Annotated in this window: 16 protein-coding genes and 2 pseudogenes; 4 read left to right on the forward strand and 14 right to left on the reverse strand. The window is 70.1% G+C overall.

Annotated features, from left to right (window positions below):
- Positions 1-34: 34 nt before the first annotated feature.
- The 8 genes from ACFYWQ_RS18980 to ACFYWQ_RS19015 all read right to left on the reverse strand — a co-directional run bounded on the left by ACFYWQ_RS18980 (position 35) and on the right by ACFYWQ_RS19015 (position 10,263).
- A complete protein-coding gene (locus ACFYWQ_RS18980) occupies positions 35-1,336 on the reverse strand; it encodes an amidohydrolase (protein ID WP_389517937.1) in 1,302 nt (433 codons plus the stop codon).
- Positions 1,336-3,309 carry an amidohydrolase family protein gene (locus ACFYWQ_RS18985; protein ID WP_389517939.1) on the reverse strand — a complete coding sequence of 658 codons (1,974 nt, stop codon included), beginning with the start codon at positions 3,307-3,309 and terminating at the stop codon, positions 1,336-1,338. The genes ACFYWQ_RS18980 and ACFYWQ_RS18985 overlap by 1 nt, the downstream gene beginning before the upstream one ends.
- Positions 3,309-3,695, reverse strand: a complete 387-nt coding sequence (locus tag ACFYWQ_RS18990; RefSeq protein WP_389517941.1) for a RidA family protein — start codon at positions 3,693-3,695, stop codon at positions 3,309-3,311. The genes ACFYWQ_RS18985 and ACFYWQ_RS18990 overlap by 1 nt, the downstream gene beginning before the upstream one ends.
- Positions 3,696-3,724: 29 nt before the next feature.
- Positions 3,725-4,810, reverse strand: coding sequence for an aminotransferase class V-fold PLP-dependent enzyme (locus tag ACFYWQ_RS18995; RefSeq protein WP_389517943.1), 1,086 nt, complete (start codon positions 4,808-4,810; stop codon positions 3,725-3,727).
- A 20-nt stretch (positions 4,811-4,830) separates the two neighbouring features.
- On the reverse strand, positions 4,831-6,471 hold the full coding sequence (locus ACFYWQ_RS19000) for an ABC transporter substrate-binding protein (protein WP_389517945.1): 1,641 nt from the start codon (positions 6,469-6,471) through the stop codon (positions 4,831-4,833).
- A gap of 92 nt (positions 6,472-6,563) precedes the next feature.
- Entirely contained in the window at positions 6,564-8,417 is a 1,854-nt protein-coding gene (locus ACFYWQ_RS19005; protein WP_389517947.1) for a dipeptide ABC transporter ATP-binding protein, read from the reverse strand.
- Positions 8,414-9,301, reverse strand: a complete 888-nt coding sequence (locus ACFYWQ_RS19010) for an ABC transporter permease (RefSeq protein ID WP_389517949.1) — start codon at positions 9,299-9,301, stop codon at positions 8,414-8,416. Before ACFYWQ_RS19010 ends, ACFYWQ_RS19005 begins: the two co-directional genes overlap by 4 nt.
- Positions 9,301-10,263: an ABC transporter permease gene (locus ACFYWQ_RS19015; RefSeq protein WP_389517951.1), complete on the reverse strand. Its 963-nt coding sequence runs from the start codon at positions 10,261-10,263 to the stop codon at positions 9,301-9,303. Before ACFYWQ_RS19015 ends, ACFYWQ_RS19010 begins: the two co-directional genes overlap by 1 nt.
- A gap of 229 nt (positions 10,264-10,492) precedes the next feature.
- On the opposite strand from ACFYWQ_RS19015, the gene ACFYWQ_RS19020 reads away from it, so the two are divergent.
- On the forward strand, positions 10,493-11,251 hold the full coding sequence (locus ACFYWQ_RS19020; protein WP_389517953.1) for a transcriptional regulator: 759 nt from the start codon (positions 10,493-10,495) through the stop codon (positions 11,249-11,251).
- Positions 11,252-11,469: 218 nt separating this feature from the next.
- On the opposite strand, the gene ACFYWQ_RS19025 is transcribed toward ACFYWQ_RS19020, so the two are convergent.
- The 5 genes and pseudogenes from ACFYWQ_RS19025 to ACFYWQ_RS19045 form a co-directional block, all read right to left on the reverse strand.
- A complete protein-coding gene (locus ACFYWQ_RS19025) occupies positions 11,470-11,634 on the reverse strand; it encodes a hypothetical protein (RefSeq protein ID WP_389517955.1) in 165 nt (54 codons plus the stop codon).
- 245 nt (positions 11,635-11,879) lie between these two features.
- Positions 11,880-13,340, reverse strand: coding sequence for a pyridoxal phosphate-dependent decarboxylase family protein (locus tag ACFYWQ_RS19030; protein ID WP_389517957.1), 1,461 nt, complete (start codon positions 13,338-13,340; stop codon positions 11,880-11,882).
- A gap of 339 nt (positions 13,341-13,679) precedes the next feature.
- Positions 13,680-14,996 carry a S10 family peptidase gene (locus ACFYWQ_RS19035; protein WP_389517959.1) on the reverse strand — a complete coding sequence of 439 codons (1,317 nt, stop codon included), beginning with the start codon at positions 14,994-14,996 and terminating at the stop codon, positions 13,680-13,682.
- A 244-nt stretch (positions 14,997-15,240) separates the two neighbouring features.
- Entirely contained in the window at positions 15,241-15,474 is a 234-nt protein-coding gene (locus tag ACFYWQ_RS19040) for a helix-turn-helix domain-containing protein (RefSeq protein WP_389518325.1), read from the reverse strand.
- A gap of 165 nt (positions 15,475-15,639) precedes the next feature.
- A pseudogene (locus tag ACFYWQ_RS19045) lies at positions 15,640-16,015 on the reverse strand (PAS domain-containing protein); the annotation flags it as partial.
- A gap of 264 nt (positions 16,016-16,279) precedes the next feature.
- Here ACFYWQ_RS19045 and ACFYWQ_RS19050 point away from each other — a divergent pair.
- The 3 genes and pseudogenes from ACFYWQ_RS19050 (at position 16,280) to ACFYWQ_RS19060 (ending at position 18,370) form a co-directional block, all read left to right on the forward strand.
- Complete coding sequence (locus ACFYWQ_RS19050; protein WP_389517961.1) at positions 16,280-17,686, forward strand: S10 family peptidase; 1,407 nt, start codon at positions 16,280-16,282, stop codon at positions 17,684-17,686.
- A gap of 64 nt (positions 17,687-17,750) precedes the next feature.
- A pseudogene (locus ACFYWQ_RS19055) lies at positions 17,751-18,209 on the forward strand (transposase); the annotation flags it as partial.
- A 5-nt stretch (positions 18,210-18,214) separates the two neighbouring features.
- The gene (locus tag ACFYWQ_RS19060) at positions 18,215-18,370 is read left to right on the forward strand and encodes a hypothetical protein (protein ID WP_389518354.1); all 156 of its coding nucleotides are present in this window, start codon (positions 18,215-18,217) and stop codon (positions 18,368-18,370) included.
- A gap of 254 nt (positions 18,371-18,624) precedes the next feature.
- On the opposite strand, the gene ACFYWQ_RS19065 is transcribed toward ACFYWQ_RS19060, so the two are convergent.
- Positions 18,625-19,254 (reverse strand): zinc-binding dehydrogenase, encoded by a 630-nt coding sequence (locus ACFYWQ_RS19065; protein WP_389517963.1) that lies wholly within the window; start codon positions 19,252-19,254, stop codon positions 18,625-18,627.
- Positions 19,255-19,283 lie beyond the last annotated feature (29 nt).

The raw sequence follows: 19,283 nt of genomic DNA on the forward strand, positions 1-19,283 counted from the left end.
GGGGGAGGAAGCCGGGGGCGTCGCGCGTCCTGTGTCAGGAGGGGGCGTCGGAACCGGTGGGCGAAGTCCCCGCGAGCCAGGCCGTGGCGGCCACGACGAGTGCCTGGACCCCGGTGCGCAGAGTGGGTTCGACGACGGGGGCGAAGTGCGGGGAGTGGTTGGTGGGCAGGGACGCGACGCTGTCCCGCGAGACGGCGTCGGCGAACTCGTCCGGGTCGAGGCCGCCGATGAACCAGAACACGGTGGGCGCGCCGCACGCCTGGCCGAAGACGCCGACGTCCTCGCTGGCTGTGATGGGCGGCTGTTCCATCACCCGGTCCCGGCCGAAGTGCGCGGTGAGGGCGGCGACGGTCGCCTTGGTGGCGGCGGGGTCGTTGACGGTGGCCGGTGCGGCGATCGTCCAAGTGATCTCGGGCGGCCTGGGCGCCGCGCCGGCCTCGGCTTCGGCACGGACGACGCGTTCGATGGCGTCGCGGAGGGTGGCGCGCGTGCCGGGGGTGTAGCTGCGGATGTTGACGCCGAGTTCGGCCCGGTCCGGGATGATGTTGTCCTTGGTGCCGGACTGGAGCCGTCCGACGGTGAGGACGGCGGCCTCGGCCGCGGGGATCTCGCGCGAGACGATGCCCTGGAGGCGGGTGACCACGTGTGCCGCCATGAGCACGGGGTCGACGGTGCTCTCCGGACGGGAGCCGTGGCCGCCGCGCCCGTGCAGGACGACGTCGGCGCTGTCCGTGGCGGCCATGATGGGGCCGCTGCCGTAGGCGATGGTCCCGGCGGGGGCCGGTACGACGTGCTGGCCGAGGACCACGTCCGGGGTGGCGAAGCGGGTGAAGAGCCCGTCGTCGACCATGGCGCGGGCGCCGCGGGCGAGTTCCTCGGCCGGCTGGAAGACGAGGAGGAGGGTGCCCGTCCATCTCGTTTCGGGGCGGGCGAGGATCTCCGCGGCGCCGAGCAGGCAGGCGATGTGGACGTCGTGGCCGCAGGCGTGCATCACGGGGGTGTCGCGGCCCTCTGCGTCGGTCGCCCTGGCGGTGCTGGCGTAGGGCAGGCCGGTCTTCTCCTCCACCGGCAGCGCGTCGAGGTCCGCGCGCAGCATCACCACGGGTCCCTCACCGCGCCGCAGCAGTCCGACGACTCCGGTGCCGCCGACGTGTTCGGTGACCTCGAAGCCGAGGGGGCGCAGGAGTTCGGCGACGCGTCGGGCGGTGCGGTGTTCCTGGAGCGAGAGTTCGGGGTGGCGGTGGAAGTCGCGGTAGGTGTCGGCGAGCCGTTCGAAGAGGTCGTCCGGGGTGTCCGGGAAGGTGCTGCCCGCCGGTGCGGGTGCGGAGGCGGTCATCAGGAGTCCTCCCGCTCGACTCGGGGGGCTTCGGCGAAGGGGGCGATGCCGAGTTCGGTGTAGATCTCCTGGGGGAAGTAGACGTCTCCGTCCTTGACGACCATGCGGATGTCGCGGACGGCGGAGATGTCGGTCAGGGGGTCGCCGTCGACGAGGAGGAAGGAGGCGTGCCGGCCGCGTTCGACGCTGCCGTGGCTGTGTCCGAGTCCCAGGTGGCGGGCGCAGTCCCGGGTGGCGATGCGCAGGACCTCGGCGGGTGTCAGGCCGGCCTCGACGTAGAGTTCCAGTTCGCGGTGGACGGTGAAGCCGGTGATGTCGTCGGTGCCGGGCCACAGCGGGACACCGTGGTCGTGGAGAAGCTTGATCACCTCCAGGACCTTGGGGAAGGAGTCGTCGTAGGCGCGCAGGTCGTCGGCGGTGCGGCTGGGTACGAAGGTCCGCTTGCGCTGCCGCTGGTAGCCGGCCGGCATGTGGGAGAGGAAGGGCGCGTCGGCGGGCAGGACGGTGCGGGCGCGGCTGAGCATCAGACGTTCGACGATGACCGCGGTGGTGTCCAGGCCGATGCCCCGGTCCTTCATCGTCTTCAGGGTCTGCCGGACGGCCTCGCCGTCCAGGTCGAGGTCGCGGGCGCGGGCCAGGGCGGTGAGCCGCAGCGGGGTGCGGGTGTCCTCGCCGTCGTCCAGCAGCCAGCCGAGCATGAGCTGGTTGACGTGGGTGATCTCGTCGTAGCCCGCTTCGATCATGCGGTCCGGGGTGGTGAAGGCGGGGATGTGCCCGGTGACGCGCAGGCCCAGACGGTGTGCCTCGTCGGCCAGGGCGGGGACCCAGTCCGGGTTCATCGAGTTGTAGATCTTGATCTGGTGGTATCCGTGGGCGGCGTACCAGCGCACGGCGTCGAGTCCCTCTTCGAGGGTGTCCGGGATGATGCCCAGGAGCGCGGAATGGGGACTGCGGCCCTCGATGAAGCCGGACGGGACGACGGTGGGGCCGGCCAGCTCACCCGCGTCCCACTGGTCGGCCAGGGGCAGCAGGACGTCGTTGGCGTTGCCCATGTCGCGGACGGTGGTCACGCCCGCGGCCAGGTAGAAGAGCCCGACGGTGGGGCTGACATGGGCGTGCATGTCGTGCAGGCCGGCGAGGAGGGTTCCGCCGTCGCCGTCGACGACGATCTCGCCCTCGACCGGGACGGCCTGCTCCTCGGGCTCCACGGTGGTGATGCGGCCACGGTGGAAGGTCACCGACCGGGGTGCGGTGAGGGTGAGGCTCTCGGGGTCGAAGACGCGGACGTCGCGGATCCGGACCGGTCGGTCGTAGCGGTGGCGGATACGGGCCTGCACCTGTCGCAGGTGGGTGCGGGTGAGGTCGGCCTCCAGCCGGGCGAAGGCGTCGAACGCGTCGGTGTGGTGGTCGCGGACGAGGAGTTCCCCGTCTGCGCCGAGCCATGCGACCAGCCGCTGCCCGGAGTCGGTGAGCACGTATTCGGCGCTCAGGCCGATGCCCCGGACCACGTACACCTCCAGCGGGTCCCCGGGCGTGTCCGGTCCGGGGTGCGACAGCCGCTCGGCGGTGACGGTGCCTGAGGGGAGGGCGGGCACGGTGCCGTCGGCGGTCAGCGCGGCGCGTGCGGCGATCCACCGGGTGTACGGGCTGGAGTCCGCCGGCAGGTACAGGCCGCCCTCCCCGGTGTCGCTGCCCTCGTCGGCCTGGCTGGTCCAGGACCGGGTGGCACCGTCGGTGGTGAAGCGCTCGCTGACGGCGGCGCCCATGAGGGAGGTGCCGTCGATGGACCACCGCAGAGGCAGGTGGCTGTCGTCGAGGTCGATCTCCTCGTGCAGCCGGGCGCCGCGTCCGTTGTTGGAGACGGCGAAGTCCAGCGTCAGCCGTCCGGGGGCGCCGGGCGTGACCGTGAGGTCTCCGCAGCGCTCACCGGCGGCGTAGTAGGCGAAGTGCTCGGTGTCGGGAAGGGTGAGCATCAGACGGCGTCCTCGCGGTGGGCGATGCAGCTGACCTCGACGCTGGCCCCGGCGGGCAGCGCGGCGACCCCGACCACGGCGCGGGCGGGCGAGGACTCCGTCGGGAAGTAGTCGCCGTAGATCTCGTTGAACAGGGGCCAGTGGGAGACGTCGCGCAGGTAGCCGGTGACGGAGACGACGTCGGTCATCCGGTAGCCCGCCTCGCTGATGACGGCTTCGAGGTTCTTCAGGGTCTGGTGGATCTCGGCTTCGATGCCGCCCTCGACGAGCTGGGAGGTGCCGGGCAGGAAGCCGCCGGTCCCCGCGACGTAGCAGTGGTTGCCGACCACGACGGCCTGCGAGTAGGGGCCGAGCGAGGAGCCGTTCTGGATGATCTTCTTGGGCATGGTGGGGGTCCTTGGGTGGGTGCGGGCGATCAGAGAGGCAGGCGGGACAGGGCGTCGAGGAGGTCGTCGACGTCGGAGTCCCGCGTGTAGAAGTGGGGTGAGAGGCGCAGGTTGCCGCCCCGGTCGGCCGCTACGACGCCGTCGTGGCGGAGGCGGGTGACGTACTCCCCGGCGCAGAGGGCGGCGGGCGCGAGGCTGACGATCTGGCTGTGTGAGGACGGGTGGGCCACGGACCGCAGTCCCAGTCGGGTCGCCTCGTCCCGGATCCGCCCGGCCAGTTCGAGCGCTCGCCGGCTGATGGTGTCGTAGCCGGTCGCCCGGCGGAATTCGGCTGCCGCGCCCAGGGCGTAGATGCCGGCCAGGTTCGGGGTGCCGACGGAGAGGGCCTTCGACGGTGGAATGTTCCCGTGCCCGAGGAGCGTGGGGCGCAGGGCGGACTGGACGGACGGCTTGGTGATCAGGAAGGCGATGCCGAAGCCGGCGAGCATCCACTTGTAGCCGGTGGACACGAAGAAGTCGGTCTGGGAGACGTCCACGGGGAGGACGCCGGCCGACTGTGCGCCGTCGCAGAAGACGAGCGAACCGTGCGGGACACAGGCCGCCCGGAGAGCGGCGAGATCGACGACGGTGCCGGTCTGGGAGTTGACGTGGGACACGGCGACGAGCCGGGTGCGCGGGCCGATGGCGGCGGTCAGCGCGCCCAGGCGGTCGTCGTCCGGTCCCGGCGCCACCGTGACGAGGCGGACATCCGGCAGCGTGCTCCACGGCCACAGGACCGTGGGGAACTCGTCCTCGAGGACGACGACTTCGTCCCCGGGACGCCAGTTGACCGCGCGGGCCACGGTGTTCACGGCCTCGCCGGTGGAGGAGGTGAAGGTGATGTCCTCGGTGGCGCACCCGAACTCCTCCGCGAGAAGGGCGCGGGTGCGCTGGACCGTGGGGCGGGTGGCCGCCATGCCGAGCACCCCGCCGCCGAGCGCCCGGTAGCAGTCGGCGACCGCTGCCCCGACGTTGGCGGGCACGAGACCTATGGAGGCGGTGTCCAGGTAGGCGATCCCTGGCCGGCCCGGCACGGCGTTCTCCAGGCCGCCGTCGGGTATGGGTGCGGGGTGCATGACGGTGGGGGTACCTCCTCCTACTGCTGGGTGGCGCGGATGTCCAGCACCCAGCTGCCGTCCTGGATGTTCCGGGCCGTGATCTTCCCGGTGTCCGAGGCGAACCCCTTGCCGACCGCCATCAGCAGGTCCTCCGAGGCCAGCGGCACGTACGCCGCCTGGTCCGCGACCTGGGCGATGACGGTCTTGGCGGCGTCCCACCGGGCGGCGTCGGCCCCGGCCGTGCTCAGCGTGGGAAGGGCCTTCTCGACCTCGGGGGTGGTGAAGTTCGCCAGGTTGGCCTTCTGCGGCCCCATGTTCGCCTTGCCGACCATGCTGGCGAGCGGGGCGGACGGGTCGGGCTCGGCGGTGAAGCCGAAGCCGACGATGAGACCGGTGAGCTTGTGCTGGTAGAACTTGGCCGACCAGGCGTTCAGGGTGACGGCCTTGGTCTTGATGTCGATGCCGAGCGGCTTGAGGTTCTGCTGGAGCGACAGCGCGACCACCTTGGTGGCGGGCACCTCGGAGACGTACTCGACGGTGGTGCTGAAGCCCTTCGGGTGGGAGGACTGGGCGAGTTCCTTCTTGGCCTCGTCCAGGTCGAGCGCGTGGTCGGGGAGGGAGTCGAGGAACGTGTCGACCGCGGCTTCGCCGCCGGCGACGACCTTGAGGCTGTCGACCGGCATGAGGCCCTTGAGCGCGGTGGCCTCACCTCCCCACGCGGCCTTGATGAGGCCGGCGACGTCGGTGGCGTGCGAGATCGCCCGGCGGACGTGGATGTCGTCGAACGGCGCCTTGGACACGTCCATCGCGAGGAAGTTCACCGACCCGGACGGCGAGGACAGCACCGATGTGCCGGGGATCGCGCGCCACTGGGCGGCGGTCTTGACGTCGCCGATCTGGCGGAGGTCCACCTCTCCCGAACGCATGGCGAGCTGGGCGCTGTTGTCGTCGCTGACGACCTTGAAGTCCACCTTCTGGATCTTGGGTTCGGTTCCCCAGTAGCCGGTCCGCCGGTTCAGGGTGATGCCGGACGCCGTGGCGGAACCGACCGTGTACGGGCCGGTGCCGACGGGGATGGCGTTCGCGGTGCCGAGGTCCGACTGGTGGGCGACGGCGAACTTCTTCTCCTGGATCAGGGTGGCCTGGGCCAGGGTCACCCGTCCCAGCGGCGTGGCGCTGGAGAGCTTGACCGTCACCTGCAGTGGGCCGGTGGCCGAGGCGCTCTTGAAGCTGCGGACGCTCGCCGAGGTCTGCGCGGGCGGTGTCGCGGTGTGGGTGATGCTCCACGCGACGTCCTCGGCGGTCAGCGGCTGCCCGTCGGAGAACTTCACGCCGTCGCGCAGGGTGTAGACGAGCGTGGTGGGGTCCGGCTGGGCCACCTTCGTGGCGAGCGCCGGCGTGAAGGTGCCGTTGTCGTTGTAGCGCTCCAGGGGTTCGGTCACCAGCGACATCACCGAGCTGGTGACGTAGGGCTGGGCGCTGGTGGCCGCGTCGTAGCCGGGCGGCTGGGAGTTCAGGGCCACCGTGAAGGAGGGGATGTCCGCGTCGGTGACCTTCGCCTTTCCTGTGTCGGCCGCGGAGTCGTTCCCGGCGCAGGCTGTGACGGTGAGGGCCAGCACGGCGGTGGTGACCACGGCCGGTCTCGCGGACCGGAGCTTGGTTGCCCAACGAGTCGTCATCTTCGCTTCCCTTCGGAGCGTGGGCGCGGCACGGCGGACCCGGAGGTCTCGGCGTGCGGCGGTACGGGGGGGTACGGCGGGTGGGGCGGGGGTTATGTGGTGGACGGGGCGGCGGAGTCGGCGGCATGGGGTACGGCCGCGACGAGACTGCGCGTGTAGGGGTGCCGGGGGGAGTCCAGGACGTGGCCGGTCGCGCCCTCTTCGACGACCTGACCGCCCTGCAGCACCAGAGTCCGGTCGGTCATCTGGCGCACCACGGACAGGTCGTGGGTGATGAAGAGCATGCTGGTCCCGCGCTCGGCCCGGATCTCGCGCAGCAGTTCGAGGATCTGTGCCTGCACCGACACGTCCAGCGCGGCGACGGGCTCGTCACAGATCAGCAGCTCGGGTCCGACGGCGAGGGCGCGGGCGATGGCGACCCGTTGGCGCTCGCCCCCGGACAGGGCGCCCGGCTTGCGCGCCGCGTACGTGCCGTCCAGCCCGACGAGGGCGAGCAGCTCCGCCACGGATGCCGGCCCGCTCCCTGCGCCTGCGGCCAGTGCCTCGCCGAGGGCTGAGCCGATGGTGAGCGACGGGTTCAGCGAGGCGTAGGGATCCTGGAAGACGACCTGCACCATGCGGCGTACCCGCGCCCGCTCGTCGCGGGTCAGGCGCCGGTAGTCGCTGATGTCGATGCCGTCCAGCTCGATCGTGCCGGAGCTGGGCGTCAGCAGTCCGAGGACGCAGCGGGCGGTGGTCGTCTTGCCCGAACCGGTCTCGCCGAGGAGGCCCAGCGACTCGCCGCGGGCGATCTCGAAGGACACCTCCCGCAGCGCGTTGGCCTCGACCCGCCGCCGCAGCAGGGATGCGCCGCGGAACGTCTTGCCCAGACCGGTGACCTTGAGCAGCCGCTTGCCCAGGTCGGGAAGCGGGGCCTCGTCCAGGACCGCGGCCTCGGCGCGCCGCTCGGCGTCCATCTCGTCCTGGATCTCCGGCACCCGCACACAGGCGGACGTACGCGCGACCTCCGGCGTGCCGACCTCCGCGAGGGGCGGAGCGGCCGCGGTACAGGTGTCGGTGCTCCAGCGGCAGCGGTCGGCGAAGGCGCACCGGTCGGCGACGGTGTCGGCGTCGGGGACGCTTCCGGGGACGAAGGAGAGCTTCTCCTGGTAGTGGGTCGCCGAGGGCTCCGCCATCAGCAGCCCGAGGGAGTACGGGTGCCGGGGCGCCCGGGACATCGCCGCCGCCGGCGCCTGTTCGAGGACGGTACCGGCGTACATGACCATGATGCGGTCGCAGACCGAGAAGGCGACCCGCAGGTCGTGGGTGATCAGGATCAGGGCCATGCCACGCTCGCGCTGGAGGTCGCGCAGCAGGTCCAGCACCTGGGCCTGGGTGCTCGCGTCCAGGGCGGTGGTGGGCTCGTCGGCGATGAGCAGTTCGGGGTCCTGGGCCAGGGCGGCGGCGATGGCGACGCGCTGGCGCATACCGCCCGAGAGCTGGAAGGGATAGCGGTCGGCCACCTCCTCCTTCAGCCCGACCTCCGCGAGCCGTCGTACCACCTCGGTCCGTGCCGCCGCCCGGTCCCGGCGCACGGCCGGGCGGAGCGACTCGCGCAGATGCTCGCGCACGGTCTGCAACGGGTTCAGCGAGGTGAACGGATCCTGGAGGACCATGGCGAGGCGGGAGCCCCGCAGCGGGCGCAGGGCGCGTTCGTCGGCGGCGACGATGTCGGTGCCGTCGAAGTCGACGGTGCCCTCGGTACGCAGTCCGTCGGCCAGGGCGCGTACCAGGGCGCGGGCGGTCATCGTCTTGCCGCTGCCGGACTCACCGACGATGCCGAGGATCTCGCCCGCCCGCAGGTCGAAGCTGGTCCCGCGCACCAGGGTGCGGTCGCGGCTGGTACGGACGCGCAGGTCGCGCACCGACAGCAGCGGGGCCGGCGCCGTCCGCGCCGCCGCCGTCATCGCCGGGCCCCTTCGGTCGAGTAACGGTCGTACATCCAGTCTCCAAGGAGCGTGACGCTGGTGGCGGTCAGCACTATCAGCAGGCCGGGGGCGAGGGACACCCAGGGGTTGACGGTGATCATGCTCTGGCCGTCCTGGAGGAGTGAGCCCCAGTCGGGGGTGCCGGCCGGGGCGCCCAGGCCGAGGAAGGAGAGGCCCGACAGCCCGATGAGGGCGCTCACGAAGTCCAGGAGGAAGGTGGCGAGAACCGTGGGCAGCACGTTGGGCAGCACGTGGCGGAACATGATCTGGTGGGTCGACAGCCCCAGGGTGCGGGCCGCGTCCACGTACGGCAGGCGGACCTGCGCCGCGGCGACGCTGCGGGTCATCCGGAACGCCGTGGGGATCGAGAGCAGGGTGAGCACCGCGACGGCCAGCCAGTAGCCGCCGTCGAGGACCCCGACCACGACCACGATGACGAGCAGCCCCGGCAGGGCGTACATCAGGTCCGCGAGCCGGCTCATCACCGTGTCCAGGACCCCGCCCTTCCAGCCCGCCAGCAGGCCCAGCGACACACCGAAGACGACCGTGCCCAGCGAGACCACCAGCGGTCCGACCACCGCGGTGTGCGCTCCGGCGATCAGCAGGGACAGCACGTCCCGGCCCAGCGTGTCGGTGCCGAGCAGATGCCCGGCGCCCGGCGCGGCGGCGGTGTTCATCAGGTCCTGGTGCGTCGGGTCGAAGGGCGTGAGCCACTCGCCCGCCACCACGAGGAGGAGGATGGCCGCCGCGACGACCGCCGACAGCACGATCAGGATCCCGGGCCCGCGTCGGGCGCCGCGCGAGCGTGTGGTGTCGTCCACCGGGATCGGTACGTCGGGTACGAGGGTGGTCGTTTCGGCCATCACGCACCGTCCTTCGCGGTGTGGCGCACGCGCGGGTCGAGGGCGAGCGCGCAGAGATCGGCGGCCAGGTTGATCACGACGACCGCGCCGCCGAGCACCAGGACCGTGCCCTGCACCACCGGCACGTCCGTGTTGGTCACCGCCTGCAGGAGCAGCGTGCCGAGCCCCGGCAGGGAGAACACCTGCTCGATGAAGAGGGTCGACGTCAGCGCGGCCACGACGATCAGACCGAGGCTGGTGACAACGGGCAGGGCGGCGTTGCGCAACGCGTAGCGCACCAGGACCCGGGCCGGTGACAGGCCTCGCAGCCGGGCGAAGGTGATGTAGTCCTGCGCCATCACGTCCAGCATCGCCGCCCGGGTCTGCCGGATGATGATCGCGGACAGCGCGGTGGCCAGGGAGACGGCAGGGAGCGTCAGATGGCTGATCCGGTCGGCGAAGCCCTCGCCAGTGCCGTAAATGGGGAACCAGCCCAGGGCCACGCCGAAGACGTAGAGCATCACGATCGCCAGGACGAAGGCGGGCGCGCTGATCGCGACGGTCGCCCCCAGCGACACCGCGCGGTCGGTCCGCCGGCCGCGCCGCATCCCGGCCAGCATGCCCAGCGGGATCCCCACGACGACCACCAGCAGCATCGCGTAGAGCGCGAGCTGGACGGTGACGGTGACCCGCTCGGAGAGGATCTGGCCGACCGGGGTGTCGCTCTGCACCGAGATCGACTCGCCGAGGTTCAGGGTGCCCAGGTCGGCCAGCCAGTGCCCGTACTGGACGAGGAACGGGTCCTCGAGGTGGTAGCGGGCGTTCAGCGAATCGATGAGCTGCGGAGAGGCGGTACGGGTTCCCAGCAGGGCCTGCAGGGGTGTACCGGGGCTCAGTGACAGCAGGCAGAAGACCACGAAGCTCAGAACGAGCAGCAGCACGAGGCCGGCTCCGAGGCGCCTGAGCACGAAGACCGCGATCACGGCGCGTCACCTCCCCTCACATGGGCGGGCATCACGGGGCACCTCGATTCGGGAGCGAGCAGCAGTGGAAAGGGTAAATCTCAACGTGGTGTGGACATCCTCGACGTTGCGTTGATGTCACCAGCGCTATGTTGCACTCAAATTTCGCCAGAGCAACCCCCCTGTAACCATGTTTTTGTCTGAGGCGCGTCGTTGACCATCGGCTTCGGCCACTGCCACACTCTGTGGAATGGCAGCCAACGCACGTCGAACCAGCCGATCGGCCAGCGGAACCGATGCCGCCATCGGTGAAGGGGAGCTGAAGTTCACCCTCAGCCAGCGGGCCCACGCGGCGAGGGTGGTGGAGATCGTCGCGCCGATCGTCCCGGCGCTGGCCGCGGCACTGGCGCCCAGCACCGAGGTGGTGCTGCACGACCTGACCCGGATGCCGAACACCATCGCGGCCATCGCGGGAGCCGTCACCGGCAGGGAGGTCGGCGGACCACCGACCGACCTCGGTCTGCGCACGTTCCGCACCGAGCAGCCCGAGGACATCGTCAACTACCGCACGGAGACCCCGGACGGGCTGGTCCTGAAGTCCTCCAGCATCTTCTTCCGCACCCCGTCCGGAAAGCCCGTGGCCTGCCTCTGCCTCAACTCCGACGTACGTGACCTGGAGCAGGCCCGGCAGGTCCTGGCGGCCCTGACGTCGTTCGGTGACCTGCCCGCGCCGACGGGACGGGAGGAGCCGGTGGAGTCCTTCCCCACCACCGTCGACGGCCTGGCCGACGGCATCATCCGCCACGCCATCGACGCCGTCGGCGTCCCGACCCACCTCATGAAAAAGTCTCACAAAGTCGCGGTCGTACGGGACCTGGACCAGCGTGGCTTCTTCGCCATCCGCGAGGCGGTGGACGTGATCGCCCAGCGGTTGGGCGTCAGCAGGTACACCATCTACAACTACCTGAACGAGGTCTCGACCGGTTCCGCCTCGGAGACGCCGGCCTGACCGGACGTCCCGCCCATCTCGTCCGCGGACAGCTCGCGAGGCGCTCCGAGTCGCGGTGTCAGCGCCGAAGCGCAGGCGGAAGACTGCCGCCCCTCCCAGGCCCGCCTCGCCGAACTCGCCGGCTCCGGATCCAGGTGGACCCGGCCCGCCCGCACCGCGTCGGCGAGGACATCGGCCGGCACGACGCATGCGCTTCTCGCCGGTGCCATGAGCGGTCGTCACAGCATCATGGCCGTCATCGCCGCCCGGGAACACCGGACTTCTACCGGTGTCCCACCGGCCGGCTCGCCAACGTCGGCGGCATCAGGGACTACGAGATCAGCATCCGGGTACGCCGCCGCGAGCAGGTGGCGTCCCTCATCCACCACGGTCGTCTCGTCCACCCGGCATCCGCATGACCCGGCGCGCGATCCCGGCAGAGATCCGGTTCGAGGGGGACGACGCAGCTCTCCGTCCGCCGGCCGACGTACTTGCCCGAGAAGAACACCGCGGACGTGAGCACGGTCTGTCGGTGAACGGTCACCGCGCCGGCGGGTGCCCGTAGGGGCAGCCTGATCTCAGTGCGCGCACACTGGCCGCGCGTCATCGCCGCCAGTGTGCGCTTCACCGCAGGCCCCTGCCGTTCCGCTCAGCGGGCGACGGTCCTCTCGGGGAGTGCCCGGCCCAGTTCGTCCGCCACGTCCAGGACAGTCCTGACGACGTCCGGGGCAGTGCGGAAATTGACGAAGCATGCGCGCAGGCAGGTGTGGCCGTCGACGATGGCGGGAGCGATGTAGACGCGCCCGTCCGCCTGCATGGCCCGCGCGAGTCTCTCGTTGTGAGCGTTGAGTCCGCTGTTGCTCAGTCCGGGCAGGACGTGCCGGAAACAGACGGTCGAAAGCATGGGCTCATGCAAGAGTTCGAATGAGGCGTGAGCCCGCACCTCGCTCGCGAGTAGAGCCGCGTTGGCGAGCGTCCCCTCGATCCAGGAACGGAACTGCTCCGCGCCGTACACCCTCATGGACAGCCACAAACGCAGGGAACGGAAGGGCCGGGAGTATTCGAAGGTGTGGTCGACCGGGTTGCCGGCATCCTCCTCATGGAGCATGTACCGCTCCTCGTGCCCGAACGCCGCCCTCAGCGGGCCCCGGTGACGCAGCAGGATGATGCTGCAGCTCTTCTGCATCCCGAGCCACTTATGCGCGTCGATCGTGACGGAGTCGGCGCGCTCGAGTCCCGCGAAGTGGTGTCCGGCCGTCGAGGTGGCGGCGGCAGGCAGCCCGTAGGCCCCATCGACGTGCAGCCACACTCCCTCGCGCTCGCACACGTCGGCCACCGACGCGAGGGGGTCGACGGCTCCGGTCAGCGTGGTGCCGGCGGTCGCGACGACGGCGATCGGAGTGAACCCCTCCGCCCGGTCGCGTTCAAGGGCATTCTGGAGCGCGTCCACACGCATCCGGCGCTGCTCGTCCGTCGGTATCCGACGCAGTGCCCGGCGCCCCAGGCCCGCCGCCTCCACGGCACGTGCGATGGAGTGGTGCGCCTCGTCGGAGCAGTAGACGGTGGCCCGGTGACCGGCGACTCCTTTCTCCCGGGCGCCCGGGAGCGCCTGCTCGCGGGCCGCGAGCAAGGCGGTCAGGTTCGAAGTCTGGCCTCCGCTCGTGAAGTGCCCCTCGCCCAAGGGGTAGCGCACGAAGTCGGCCACCCAACGCACAGCCTGCTGGTCGAGCAGGTCGGCGGCCCCGGCAGCGGTGGCCAGGTTCGCGTCGTAGGCGGCCGACAGTGCAGAAGCCAGCACGCTCACCTCCAGACCGCTGGACCCGACATAGGCGAGGAACAGCGGTCGCGACGGCGAGATGCTGGCTTCCAGGATGTTCACCGCGTCGTCCAGAGCGGCGCGCGTGTCGCCCGGCCGCTCCGGCAGTGTGCCGCCGAGCCGGGTGACCAGGTCCGCGTCGATAGCCGGTTCGGACGGCCGCGGGCGATCGAACGACTCCCATGCGTGCGACAGGTAGCGGGAGAGGTCCTCAAGGACCCCAGTCCGGTCGGCGAGTGCCGACAGCGAGGTCTCAAGCGTGCCGGGAACGGGTTGGCCCGTTGAATGCGTCATGGCGATATCGTGGCGAGTGTCTTGGTATCAGCGCAATAGAGCGTGTTTGCATTGAGCATTCTGGTATGTCGCTTTGATGGTGCGTTACAGAATGCGCAACGCGCAGACCGCCGATACCGTCGGCCTTGCCCGAGCCGGAAGCGCGTGATCGCCCACACGGCTCGCCACGCCGGGTTGCAGCCACAACAACTCGAAGTCATCGCAAGCGGGTTCAATCGCCCCAGGTGGTCCCGCCGCCGTCGCGGTCGTGGCCCGAAGTCCTGGAGAGGTGATGTGCCGAAGGCAACCCGGCCTTTTCCGCGATGTCGGTCCCGGCCGTTCACGGCCCTGCGATGAAGGTCAACCTCGGGAGGCTGCGATGAACTCACGCAGGTCGTCGTTGAGCTGGGCGCAGGCGTCGGGGTCGGTGTACATCATGTGGCCGCTCCCGTAGGTCTTGCGGTGCAGTCGCTCCGCCGGCAGATCGTTCTGGGTGACCAGGTGCTCGACCATGCCCACCGTGGTCAGGGAGTCGTAGTGCCCGGTGCCGATGAGCAGGTGGGCCGCCGGATTCGCCTTGAGGTAGCCGCTGAGGCAGGCGGCGTAGTCGAAGACGGCGAACGGTGACGGCTGGCTGCCCATGAGCGGGTGGGGCGAAGCGGGGTCGTGCCATACCCAGTTGCGGTACGCCTCCGCATCCATCATCCGGTATGCCTTGTCCGGCACATCGAGGTGGTCGCGGTAGTAGCGCACTGTGGCGGCCGTGAGGCCGGGCATGATCGCGGCTGACGCCGGATCGGCGACCGCCTCGCCCCGGCGCTCATCGGGAGCGGGCCGAGTGTAGCGGGAGTCGCTGCTGCCCAGAATCAGGCCTTCGTCCTGGAGGACGCGTCGACGGAACTCGTCGGTGTGGATCCGCAGGCGGCTCCGCAACAGGTGCTCGGGTGTGATGCCCGTCAGCTGCGCCAGTCGCTCGGCGACCGCACGGCGCTCGGAGTCCGGCAGCAGGCTGCCGCGTATCAGCGCCGGCAGGTACTCGGTCATGGCGAACTCGTGTGCTGCCCACGACACTTCGTCCACGTCCGCTCCGCCGGCCCGGGACCGCCCGTGATACCAGGCGGTCGCGGCCATGTACGGCAGGGCGGCGACCGTGCCTATCACGTTGGTGGGACGCTGGGCGGTCTCCTGCACGTTCACGGCCTGGCCGAGCAGCACGATCCCGTTGACGGCGATGCTGGTGGTCTGGCTCAGCAGTCTGCGGGCCACCATAGGTGCCCGGATGGTGCCGTAGCTCTCCCCGAGGAGGAACGTCGGTGCGTGCAGGCGGTCCTCCTCCAACAGCCAGGCCGTGATCACGGCGGCGAAGCAGGCGGAGTCCCCGTCGACACCGTAGACGCCGGCGGCGTCCCGGCCGGCTTCGGCTACGCCGTAGCCGGTGTTCACGGCGTCGAGGAAGACCAGGTCGGCGACATCCAGCACGCTGCCCGGATTGGCTTCCAGGGGGAACGGTCCCGGGGACCGGTCCGACAGGTCGGTCGGGAACGAGGCGCGCACCGGTCCGAGGCCACCGAGGTGGAGCAGCGCCGACGACGAACCCGGCCCTCCGTTGAAGGCGAACAGCACCGGACGGTCACCGCTGGGGGAGGAGTCGTCGGTATCGCGCACGTAGGCGGTCACGGAACAGCTCCCCACCTGCTGTCCCGACGGGTCGAGGGCAGGGTACGTCCGCACCGTCACGGTGTACTTCGCGGTCGCACCGCCCAGACGACCGGACTGACGGCTTGTCACCTGGATCACGGGATACGGCTCCTGTCTGCTCGGGACGGCCCGGACCGGGTGGAGGGCTGGGCCGCGGTGGGATTCACTTGACGGCGACAAGCGTCAACTTCCGGTCGAGGCTCGTGCGCTGTCGAGAGGGATGTCAGGTGGAGGCGGGACCGGAGTTCGCCGCACACGCGTGCTCGGCGTCGGCCGAGATCTCGTTGAGGTAGTTGTAGATCGTGTAGCGACTCACCCCCAGCCGCTGTCCGATGATGTCGACGGCCTCCTTGATGGTGAAGAAGCCGCGTTTGTCCAGGTCTCTGACGACCTCCACCTTGTGGACCTTCCTCATCAGGTGCGGTGCCACGCCCGCGGCCTCGATGGCCTGGCGCATGATGCCGGCGGCCAGCTCGTCGACGGACGCCGGGAAGGTCTCCGTCGACGTACCGCTGCCGGAGGGCGGCACCAGTCCCCGGAACGCGGTCGTCGCGTCGAGGATTTCCCGCGCCTGCTTCAGGTCGTGGACGTCGGTGGTGATGCACAGGCATGCCACCGGAACGCCTGAGGGGGTGCGGAAGAACACGCTCGACAGTCGTAGTTCCCGTCCTTCCGCTGTCTCGGTCCGGTAGCCGATCAGGTCGGGGGGGGGTGCGTGAGCGGAAGGTACGCAGACCCAGGTCTGTCGGTGGGCCGCCGACCTCCCGGCCCGTAACCGCACCCGCGACGGCCACGATGGTGGCCGGCATGCGTGTGAGGTCGTGCAGGACCACCTCCGTCCGAGGGTGAAGCGCTCGGGCCAGGACCGGAACGATGGGCGCGACCATCTCCACCACCCGCGCGGCGTGAGCACGCTGGCTCAGCGAGAAAGTCATCCCGTCCCGGGGGGCGCCCTTCGCGGCCTCAGGCTGGCCTCTGCGATGCGTTCCGGCTGACATTCCACAGATTGTGGCAGCGTCGGACCTTGCCGGTCAACGGCTCCTGTCCCAAGAAAGACAAGCTTACGTAGGGCTTCCCCCTCGGAAATCTGCATGCAACATTGTGTTGGTGGCATCAACTGAGAGTTGAAAGTTGCAAGTTTTTTGGCTCTGCTGGATTGGCAGACGCGGTCCCCCGGCATGCCCGCGTACGACCTCCCGGACGAGCGGGCCACCACGCCGTTCGGTTCTTCGCCCACCCACAGCCTCCAAGGAGCACGTCGCATGACCCAGTCCACACAGCGCACGATCAAGGTGGGATCCGAGGAGCTCACCTACGAAGCCCGGGTGGAGGAGTTCACCATCGACGGCAGCGACGGACAACCCGGCGCACGCATCGTCTGCACCACCTACCAGCGGTCCGGCATCGAGCAATCCGGCCGGCCCGTGATCTTCGCCTTCAACGGCGGGCCCGGTTCGTCGTCGGTCTGGCTCCACCTCGGCATGGGCCCAAGACGAGTCTCCGAAGCCGACTCCCTCACCCCACGCAGCACGCCCCCGTACACCCTCACAGACAACAGCGAGACCGTCCTCGACGCTGCCGATCTCGTCTTCATCGACCCGCCCGGCACCGGCTACAGCCGGGTTCTGAGCCCGGAGCTGGAGGCCGACTTCTACAGCACGGAGGGCGATGCCCGTGCCTTCATCCGTCTGATCTCCGCATGGTGCCGCAGGCACCGCCGCGAGAACTCGCCCCGGTTCCTGCTGGGTGAGAGCTACGGCAGCATCAGGGCGGCGGCCATCGCGCGGCTGATGCCGGGCGGCCCCATGGGCACCGGCAGCCTGGGTACGACCGCGCTGAGCGGTGTCATCCTTCTCGGTGCCCACTTCTGGAAGCCGGACAGCGACGAAGTCCACGCCGCGACCTTGCCCACCTACGCCGCCACCGCCTGGTACCACGACCGCCTGCCCAACCGGCCGCCGACACTGGAGGCCCATGTCGAGAGCACCCGCCGATTCGCCGAGCAGGACTACCTTCCCGCACTCTTCGCCGGCACCGCTCTTGCGCCCGAGCGCCGGACACGCATCGCCCGCTCCTTGCACGAACTCATCGGTATTCCCGCGGACGCATTGATCAGCAACCATCTCAGGCTCAGCCGGGCCCAGTTCGCGCAGCTACTGCTCGCCGACGGCGACCGGCAGGTCGGCGCCTACGACACCCGCTACACCCTGCCGATCGCGGGCGCCGGCACGGACCCTGTTTCCGACGACCCCGCGATGGGCCAGTACGCCGGAATGTTCAGCGGAGCCCTCGTGCCGTACCTGCGGGACGAGCTCGGTGCCGAGTACGACATCGACTACCGGCCCATCGAGTTCGCCCGGGTCAACTTCCGCTGGAATCACGGCTCCGGCCCCGGTGTCTATCCGACCTCGGACACATCCATCCAGGACCTCGCCGCCGCCATGCGACGCGACCCACGGTTCACCGTGCTCTTCTGCCAGGGCTACTACGACCTGGTCACCACCGTCGGCGCGCTCGAACACGCTGTCACGCGCGTTCCGCTGGACAGGGACAGGGTTCACATCCGGCGCTACGAGTCCGGTCATATGCCCTACCTGGGAGGGCTCGCGCGCGAACAACTGGCCGACGACATAAGGAAGTTCCTCAAGGCGCAGGAGAACGGCTCGTAAAGAAGTCGGACACGCGATGGTGACCGATCCGGTCACCGTCGCCGGCAGTGCCGACGACGGACCGGGATGTGGACGGCGAGCGGTTCGTGAACAAATCCCCGGACTGCTGGAGCGGCATCAGCGCCGCACCGTACGACTGGCGACCCAGATATCGCAGGTGGCACGGGAGTTGTACGGCCGGGCTACCGCCCGTCTCACCGGCCTGCTGGCCGTGCCTGTCTCCCGCAGCACCGCGCTGCGTCATCTGCGACGCCTGCCGCTGCCACAGCAGGCGGTCCCGCGGGTGATCGGCGTGGACGACTTCGCTTTGCGCCGCCGCCACCGCTGCGCCACGATCATCACGGATGCCGAGACCGGCAGACGCGTCGCGGTCCTGCCCGGCCGCGAGAAGGCCACCCTGGAGTCCTGGCTGCGCGAACATCCTGGGGTCGAGATCGTGTGCCGGGACGGCTCCGCCACCTACGCCGAGGCCGTCCGCCGGGCCTTGCCCGACGTGGTGCAGGTCAGCGACCGATGGCACCTGACCGGATGCCGCATCTTCCCGTCGCCGGGGCGAAGCAGTCCGGCATCGGCGTCGAGCTGGGAGTCGAAGGACTCCGTGAATTCACACAGACCAAGGTGGTCAACCAGACCAAGGTGGTCAACCAGACCAAGGTGGTCAACGCCTTCCCGTCAGCACGGTGAGCACCGGTGACGGGTGCGGGGCGGAAGCCGGCGTAGTACTGACAGCGAAGCACCAGCAGAGGCTGGCAAAGGGGTATCGCCACCGAGGTACGGCAGCAGCTGCGTGAAGCAAACGCCGGGGCAGGGCAAGCGGAGAAAGGGTGACCATACACGCCGACGTCGAGGGCGGAAGGTGGAACGGGCTGAGCTTTGAGGAGGCCGGGGCGGGTGTCGCCGAAAGCTTCCGGCTCTTCCCCGCCCTGTCCGCCACGGTCTCAGAAGCGGATGACCGGCTTGATGGTCTTGCCGGTTGCCGAGTCCGCGGCGGCCTGGTCGATTGCGTCCAGCGGGTACTCCCGGACGATCTTCTCCAGGGGCAGTCGTCCCTGACGGACCAGGTCGACGAGGGCGGGGAGGAAGGTGACGATGTCGCTGTCGCCCTCGATGATGCCGCGCACGGTGAGACCGTGCAGGAGCGTTCGGCCGGGTGCGGTGAAGTTGGCTCCCAGCCGCAGGCCGATGAGGCCGAGAGAGCCGCGCGGGGCGAGCGCTTCGAGTGCCTGGGTCTGGACCTGGGGCACGCCGGTCGTGTCGACGGCGGTCTGGATGCCGATTCCGCCGCTGATCGCGTGCAGGGCCTCGACGGGGTCGGTCTCGGCGCTGTTGACGGTGTCGGTGGCCCCCAGCGCGCGGGCCAGTTCGAGTCGTGAGGGCACGATGTCGACGGCGACGATGCGTGTCGCGCCGGTGAGTCCGGCCGCCATCAGGGCGCCGAGGCCCACGGCGCCGGTTCCGAAGACGGCGACGACGGCGCCGGGGGCGGGCTTCAACTCGTTGAGGATGGCGCCCACGCCGGTCTGGATGCCGCAGCCCAGGGGCGCGAGCAGGGCTAGTACTGCAATCACAGTTACTGGTAGGGCAGTTGTGAGCTCTG

The sequence above is a fragment of the Streptomyces sp. NPDC003247 genome (genome assembly GCF_042888135.1).
Taxonomy (GTDB): Bacteria; Actinomycetota; Actinomycetes; order Streptomycetales; family Streptomycetaceae; genus Streptomyces.